7 protein-coding genes are annotated in these 7,096 nt (G+C 49.1%); 5 read left to right on the top strand and 2 right to left on the bottom strand.

The features are described 5' to 3' along the window. The 3 genes from AB7U36_RS15020 to AB7U36_RS15010 all read left to right on the top strand — a co-directional run. Positions 1-1,573, top strand: a 1,573-nt coding sequence (locus AB7U36_RS15020) for an extracellular solute-binding protein (protein ID WP_428160538.1), incomplete at its 5' end; no start/stop codon positions are given. Continuing rightward, positions 1,570-2,592 carry an ABC transporter ATP-binding protein gene (locus AB7U36_RS15015; protein WP_428160537.1) on the top strand — a complete coding sequence of 341 codons (1,023 nt, stop codon included), beginning with the start codon at positions 1,570-1,572 and terminating at the stop codon, positions 2,590-2,592. The genes AB7U36_RS15020 and AB7U36_RS15015, both read left to right, overlap by 4 nt. Before the next feature lie 149 nt (positions 2,593-2,741). After that, complete coding sequence (locus AB7U36_RS15010) at positions 2,742-2,942, top strand: cold-shock protein (protein WP_428160536.1); 201 nt, start codon at positions 2,742-2,744, stop codon at positions 2,940-2,942. A gap of 176 nt (positions 2,943-3,118) precedes the next feature. Here AB7U36_RS15010 and AB7U36_RS15005 read toward each other — a convergent pair whose 3' ends face one another. Both AB7U36_RS15005 and AB7U36_RS15000 read right to left on the bottom strand, forming a co-directional pair. After that, the gene (locus AB7U36_RS15005) at positions 3,119-3,535 is read right to left on the bottom strand and encodes an EAL domain-containing protein (RefSeq protein WP_428160535.1); all 417 of its coding nucleotides are present in this window, start codon (positions 3,533-3,535) and stop codon (positions 3,119-3,121) included. Positions 3,536-3,579: 44 nt separating this feature from the next. Then, on the bottom strand, positions 3,580-3,888 hold the full coding sequence (locus tag AB7U36_RS15000) for a hypothetical protein (RefSeq protein ID WP_428160534.1): 309 nt from the start codon (positions 3,886-3,888) through the stop codon (positions 3,580-3,582). A gap of 212 nt (positions 3,889-4,100) precedes the next feature. Between AB7U36_RS15000 and AB7U36_RS14995 the strand changes: the two genes are divergently transcribed. Both AB7U36_RS14995 and AB7U36_RS14990 read left to right on the top strand, forming a co-directional pair. Further along, a complete protein-coding gene (locus AB7U36_RS14995; protein WP_428160533.1) occupies positions 4,101-4,880 on the top strand; it encodes a 4'-phosphopantetheinyl transferase family protein in 780 nt (259 codons plus the stop codon). An 80-nt stretch (positions 4,881-4,960) separates the two neighbouring features. Beyond that, positions 4,961-7,096 (top strand): LOG family protein (locus AB7U36_RS14990; RefSeq protein ID WP_428160532.1); only part of this gene is annotated, 2,136 nt, incomplete at its 3' end.

The raw sequence follows: 7,096 nt of genomic DNA, 5'->3' as shown, positions 1-7,096 counted from the left end.
GGATAATCAGCTTTCCCTGATCAATATCCATCCGGTTACACGGCGGATCATCCCCGAGCTTGCCACCCACTGGGCCTATGACCCTGATAAAAAGACCATGTATTTCAAGCTGGACCCTGGAGCCCTGTGGTCGGACGGGGTGCCGGTTACGGCCAGGGATTATTTGTATACCCTTACATTTATGCGGTCCGAATATATTGTGGCACCCTTTTATAATGATTACTACACCCGGGAGATCGAATCCGTTATTGCGTTTGACGATCACACCATTGCGGTAAAAAGCACCAAGGCCGTGCCAGACCTTTATCTGAAACTTGGCATCAGCCCGACGCCCGAACATTTTTTTAAAACCCTTGGAGAGGACTTTCTATCCCGGTTCAACTGGGCCATTGTGCCCAATACCGGGGCTTACCAGATCAGCGATTTTAAAAAAGGGCGGTTTATTCGTTTTCTTCGTAAAAAACAGTGGTGGGCAAAAAACCTGCGGTATTTTAAAAACCGGTTTAACGTGGATTCGGTGCTTTTCACGGTAATCCGTGACGTCAACATGCAGTGGGAATATTTTAAGAAAGGCCGGCTGGATACCTTTGGTATGGTGCTGCCCAAATTCTGGCACCAGAAATCCAACACCCCGGTTATTAATAAAGGATATGTGGAGCGCATCTGGTTTTTCAATGACCTGGAACAGCCGTCCAGGGGACTCTGGCTGAACCTGGACCGGCCCATATTCAAGGATATCCGGGTCCGGCAGGCCTTTGCCCATGCCATGAACATGGATAAGGTGATCAAGCAGGTTTTACGGGGTGATTATTTCCGGCTGCCCCAGGCTTTTTACGGGTATGGAGAATATACGGATTATACCATCAAACCCCGTGGATACGATATTTCAAAGGTTGAAGCGCTGATGAACCAGGCCGGCTGGAAAAGAGGGCCGGACGGCATCTGGCAGAAAGGGGATATGCGGTTTTCCGTCACCGTGACCTATGATCTGGAGGAGTATATGCCCCGGCTGGCCGTATTGAAGGAAGAAGCACTCAAGACCGGCATTGACCTGGAACTCGAGCGTCTTGATCCCACGGCCATGTTCAAGAAAACCCTGGAAAAAAAGCATGATGTCGTCTGGATGGGGTGGAGTGCCGGCATGCGGCCCTCCTTTTGGCAGGGGTGGCACTCGGACAACGCACATAAACCCCAGACCAACAACATTACCAACACGGACGACCCTGAACTGGACAAGCTCATTGACCGGTACCGGGACAGCCTGGATGAGCAGGAACGCATCAATCTGTCCAGAACGATTCAGAATAAGATACATGGTATCTGTGCCTATGTGCCTTCCTATATGGTGCCCTATGTCCGGCTGGCCTACTGGCGGTGGATGCGGCTGCCGGAATTTCACGGCACCCCTGTGTCCGGTAGCCTGTTTGATGCTTTTGCCCCGGATACGGGCGGGCTTTTCTGGATTGATGAACACCTTCGGCGCCAGACCCTTGCCGCCGTGAAAGGCAGGCAGGTATTTGCCCCTGTTACCATCATTGACGACAAATATAAAAAAAAGGTTCGGCCGGAATGAATCAACCGTATCGTCCTCCGCTTTTAGCCGTTAAACATCTTGGGGTTGCATTCCAGACCGACCAGGGACAGGTCCTTGCCGTGGATGATGTCAGCTTTGAACTTGAGTCCGGCCAGGTGCTGGGCATTGCCGGGGAATCCGGGTGCGGCAAGAGTGTGACCGCCTTGGGTTTGATGCGGCTTTTGCCAAGGCCTGTGTCAAAAATCAAAGCAGGTGAAATCCTGTTTAAAGGAGAAAATCTGCTTGATTTGCCCATTGACGAAATGCATAAAATCCGGGGTAAAAAAATATCCATGATTTTCCAGGAGCCCATGACCGCATTAAACCCGGTTCATACAATAGGCCGGCAGATTGCTGAAAGTTATTCCCTGCATTTCCCCGGCATGGGGGCAAAAGAAAAAAATACAGCGTCGTCGCAGATGCTTGAAAAAGTAGGTATCGCCGATGCCCGGCAGATCATGAAAAAGTATCCCCATCAATTGTCCGGCGGGATGCGCCAGCGGGTAATGATCGGCATGGCACTTGCCTGTGAACCGGATATCCTTATTGCCGATGAGCCGACCACGGCCTTGGATGTAACCGTACAGGCCCAGATTATGGACCTTATTTTTCAATTCCGGGATGCAACAGGTATGGCTGTGATTTTAATTACTCATGATCTTGGACTGATCGCAGAGAACTGTGACAGGGTCGTTGTCATGTATGCCGGCACCGTTGCAGAGAGCGCTTCGGTGACAACCCTGTTTCGTCAACCGTTTCACCCGTACACCAAAGGACTTTTGCAATCCATTCCTTCCCTGACGCAAACGGCGAAAGAACCGCTTCCCACCATCCCCGGCAATGTGCCTGCTTTGTCTGAAATGCCTGCCGGGTGCCGGTTTGCCAAACGCTGTAAAAGAGCATTGATGCAGTGCAAAGACCAACGCCCCGGGCTGATGCCTGTATCTTCCGGCCATTTTGCCGCGTGCCACCTGGTTCATGATGGCGAAAAAAATCAAATTTTAATAAATAATCCTTGATTTTTAAGCAAAAGCTAATAATATACATTCAAAGCTGCGGATTACAGGGCTTTTAAAGTTTCGTTCTAAGGACTGGACCCCATTTGTTGGCGTAGAAGGACCTGAGTTTGAAACTAAATTTATTCACTAAAAGTAAGGAGAGAGTCGCAATGGCAAATGGGATCGTAAAGTGGTTTAATGATGCAAAGGGATACGGATTTATCGAACAGGAGGAGGGGCCTGACGTATTCGTTCATCATACCGGCATCAATGCATCAGGCTTTAAATCTCTTAATGAGGGTGACCGGGTCACTTTTGATGTGGAGGACGGACAGAAAGGACCTGCAGCAGTCAACGTCACTGTTCAGTAAGTCTATTCTCAAAGGGTTTTTGGATAATATGAGTCTGTTCAGAAACCCTTTTTTATGTCCATATCATCTGCCTTTAAATGTTTTGTCTGTTACCATAACCCCTGTTCCCCATATTTAAAAAAAATTAAAATAGAATACTTTTTGTAATAATTCAACCCCAAAATGCTTTTTTTGTTTTATTTGTGGCGAATTTCTTTCAGGATAAGGTCTCCGTCACGGTGTGAATCTACAGGTTTTGAAAAATAGTATCCCTGGATAAAGTCGCAGCCGATCCCCTGGAGCGTCTCAAGTTGCTCATTGGACTCAATGCCCTCGGCAATAACTTCAAGATCCAGATTTTGCGCAAGGGTGATAATGGCTTTGGCAATTTCAAGATTTTCATGGTGCCGGTTGATGTCATTTACAAGAGACTTATCCATTTTCAGAAAAAATACAATGGGGTGATAATACAGGGTGAGTTGTTCTTTTTTCAGGGCGGTTTTTAGATCGTTTTCAAGCTGCAGTGCATCATGGACCATCTGTTGAAGTTTTTTGCCGAATATCCTGAATCTTGATTTCCCCGTTGCCTTGGCCCGGTACATGGCAATATCCACGTCCCTTAGGATATCATCGGCCCGGATGTAAGAACTCGTGTCAACTATAATGCCGATGCGTATAATTGGTCTTCCAGGGCCTTTCGTTCGGTGATGTCCTGGTAAATGAAAAATTCGCCTTCAATACTGTTCTTGATCATGATGGGAAAGCCCACAAGGCAGGCCGCCAGAATGCCGGTGACCTGTACCAGAAGCTGGGCCAGAAAGCTTAGACCTGTGCCAAGAATCTGCGGGTCTCCGAAAAGTGCCACGGCAAGGGTGCCCCAGATGCCGCATCCCAGGTGGACCGGCACAGCGGAAACAGCGTCATCAATGCGGTAATGGAAGAGAATTTCTTCGATTACCAGACACAAAACCCCAACTTTACCGTATATGGAAAAATTGGGGCTTTGTCAACAAAGCCCAAGGCGATGGTAACTGGTGTACTGCAGATCATTTCCCTTTTATTTTATATGACTTCCTTTGATAACCTTAGCTTTGCCGAATCAATCCGGTATGGTATTATCCTTTTTAAAATTTGGTGATGCAAGAAATAAATGTACACATTAAAACGGCAGGTTACAACATGATAAAGCCCCCCTTTCCGGATTCCGCTCAGATCCATGTGTTCTACACCCGGGCAGACCAGATATCTGATCCCTGTCTTTTAAAACAATACAGGGCCTGCCTTTCCCCTGCTGAAATCCAGAAGACGGATCGGTACCTGAAGCAATCAGACCGGCACTTGAGCCTGGTGTCCAGGGCCCTGGTGCGGTATTTGATTTTTGAACTGAGCGGAAAACATCCCCGGTCCCTTCGCTTTTCAACCAATGAATATGGCAAACCCTTTCTTGTTGAATTGCCGGATATTCATTTCAATCTTTCCCACAGCCATGGCGCGGTAGCCTGCGCCTTGTGCCGGAGTGCTGCCGTGGGTGTGGATGTGGAGGATGTGGGGCGACACACGGATCTTTCCATTGCCAATCGATTTTTCTCTTCATCCGAAGCCGAACTTGTATCTAAGGCATCAGGCCTTGGAAAAACAGAGCTGTTTTTTGATATCTGGACCCTGAAAGAAGCCTATATCAAGGCGGTTGGCAAGGGATTATCCATTCCTCTGGACAGCTTTTCCTTTAATGCGGGCGACCCTGTTATTCAAATTTCTTTCAGTGATACCGGCCAGGCTGATCCCATGTGGCAGTTTTCCCAATGGCGGCCCGAGCCCGGCAAAATTGTTGCTGCCGCCGTTCGTTCCGCGTCTCCCATTGTTTTTAAACACTTTTGGTGTGTTCCGTTTATGGGTGTAGGCCCCAACCATGCGGATACGCTGATCCAATCCGGTTTTTCAAAATGTATTTTTTCTTGACGTATAAGTGCCCCGGATTTATGCTTGCCCATTGATGGTTCAGGCGTATTGCACAGGCTCACTTGAGAATAGGATTTCTAATGAACATACCCCAGATAGTCAGTCCGGACGGTTACATTGATACCATTGGCCCGCGTACGTCCGGAGACGCGCACATGGATGTTCGGTTTCTGTTTCCCAAGGTGTCGGATTATATTATATCCTCCTTAAGGGAAGGCAAACCCTGGTTTTTTTCCGGTAGAAGCGGCAATGCCCAGATGGGACTGCTTACGGACACCCACATGCCTGGTGAAACCCCGCCGGTGCCGGAAATTGACGGATCAAAGATTCTGCTTTCCGGAATAATCCGAAATCTGAATCCCTTTTTGACCAATGCCCTGGATTTGTTTGAAACCGGAGATGAGATCGGCCGGCTCGTGGTCATGGACCCGGAACTGCGCATCCGGGATGTCCGCCATTATCTTCATAAACGGCTTTTTGTGGGCAACCGGGTGGGCAAGGGATATTATGAAGGATTTGATATCTGCCAGGAAACCGATTCTTTAACCGGGAAAAACTGCGATTATATTGAGGTGGCGCTCTCGTCTTTCCAGTATTGTTTTGAACCGGCAGCCATGATCCGGTCAAGTATTGGTGCGGTGATAAAAAAGGGCCGAAGCGCCCTGAATACCATCCGGTCCAAGGTGCCCATGGATCCGGATCATGCCCTTCTCAATCCGGGTGCACTTTTTGTGGGGGCCATCAAGATATCTTTGGGCGATATTTACGGGATCATTGATGCCGTGGTCATCCCGGAGAAAGATAATATTATCCATCTGCCTGCCAGGGTGCTGGATCCTTTCCGTACCTTCAGGGACCGGCAGGTGGAACTGTATCATCTGGGGAAAACACCTGTTGTTTTAAGTGATATCCGTATCCGCATCCGGTTTTTCAGAAGTCAAAACCCCTTGACAGTACCCCTGGAAAAGGCCAGAGTAAAGGAAGGATACCGGCTGTGCGATCTGCTCACCCATGCCGAGGTATCCAATCTGTTCGATATTCTGGACGAAAATGCCATGGGCCTGATCCTGAACAAAGGGAATTTCATCCAGGTGCCCCGGGCCCTGGATACCAAAGGGGAGGCCCAGTTGGAGATCATTAAAAACTGTCTGGCAAAAAGTAGCCAGCGCCGCCATGAGCCCTTCATCCCCGATACCGTGGGCCACAGGCTCAAGGAGACCCTTGGCAAGCTGTCCGTTCTGGGCGGGGTCAATTCCCGGGTGTTCATCGGCCGGGGGTTTCCGGAACGGGAAGTGGTGGATGCGCTGCGAAGAACCGGATTATGCACGTTTCTTATAAATGCGGAAAATCCATGTTTTGCCGACGACGATATACGGCACATGATCTCTTTGACCCATGCCGGGCAAGCCAGGTGCGAGTTCATGCGGTACGATCCTGTGATCGACAAGCTGTATTCATTTTACCACGGGTGCTTCATGGAGCCCGACGACTGGGAGCGCTTTGACCGGGTAAGGTTCTGGTTTGCCTTTTACGGGTCACATACAAATGCTGTGGACAACCGTCTGACCATTGACCTGATCAATCGTCTGGCCCTGCGTTTAGGGGATGAAATGGGCATTGTCCATGGTGGCGGCCCCGGCCTGATGAAGGAGGCCAATGATCTGGCCCGCCAGCATAATATCATGAGCGTGGGCATCGCCATTGATCTGGAAGGGGAAAACCAGGCCTCTTTAACCACCTGTGACGGGTTGATTAAATATAATGAAGGCCTGCGCCTGGTGCGTCAGGATCATCTGCAGAAACTGAGCAATCTGCCTGTGATCAACACCGGTGGGTACGGCAGTGCCGAGGAGTTGAGCATCACCATCACATCCATGAAAATTCATGAAAATCCTCTGGCACCTGTCATCCTTCTGGATCCGGATAATTTATGGGAAAATGCCAGAAAGCAGACCCAGAAAATCGCAGATAAAAAATACGGGCCCGCCTTCATCCCCCATCTTGTGAAATCCTGTAAGAATGCAGCCCAGGCAGAAACCCATCTGGTTGAATTTTTATCAGATCCTGAGATCTGGTATGAGAAAAACAAAATACCGGCCCAAAGCGTGGAAACGGCAAGAATCAAAGCGGCAAGAATCCGGCGGTCCTTTTTAAGTATTGAGGATGTGGAACTGTTTTACACACCCAGTCCGCGGCTTTCATCGGTACGGAGCATT

The sequence above is a fragment of the Desulfobacter sp. genome, assembly GCF_050177295.1.
This window is presented reverse-complemented; position numbering and strand designations above follow the sequence as displayed.

Bases quoted from the DNA above. Each gene is read 5' to 3' on its own strand.
- AB7U36_RS15010 (WP_428160536.1), top strand. From the start codon at position 2,742: ATGGCAAATGGGATCGTAAAGTGGTTTAATGATGCAAAGGGATACGGA.
- AB7U36_RS15015 (WP_428160537.1), top strand. From the start codon at position 1,570: ATGAATCAACCGTATCGTCCTCCGCTTTTAGCCGTTAAACATCTTGGG.
- AB7U36_RS14995 (WP_428160533.1), top strand. From the start codon at position 4,101: ATGATAAAGCCCCCCTTTCCGGATTCCGCTCAGATCCATGTGTTCTAC.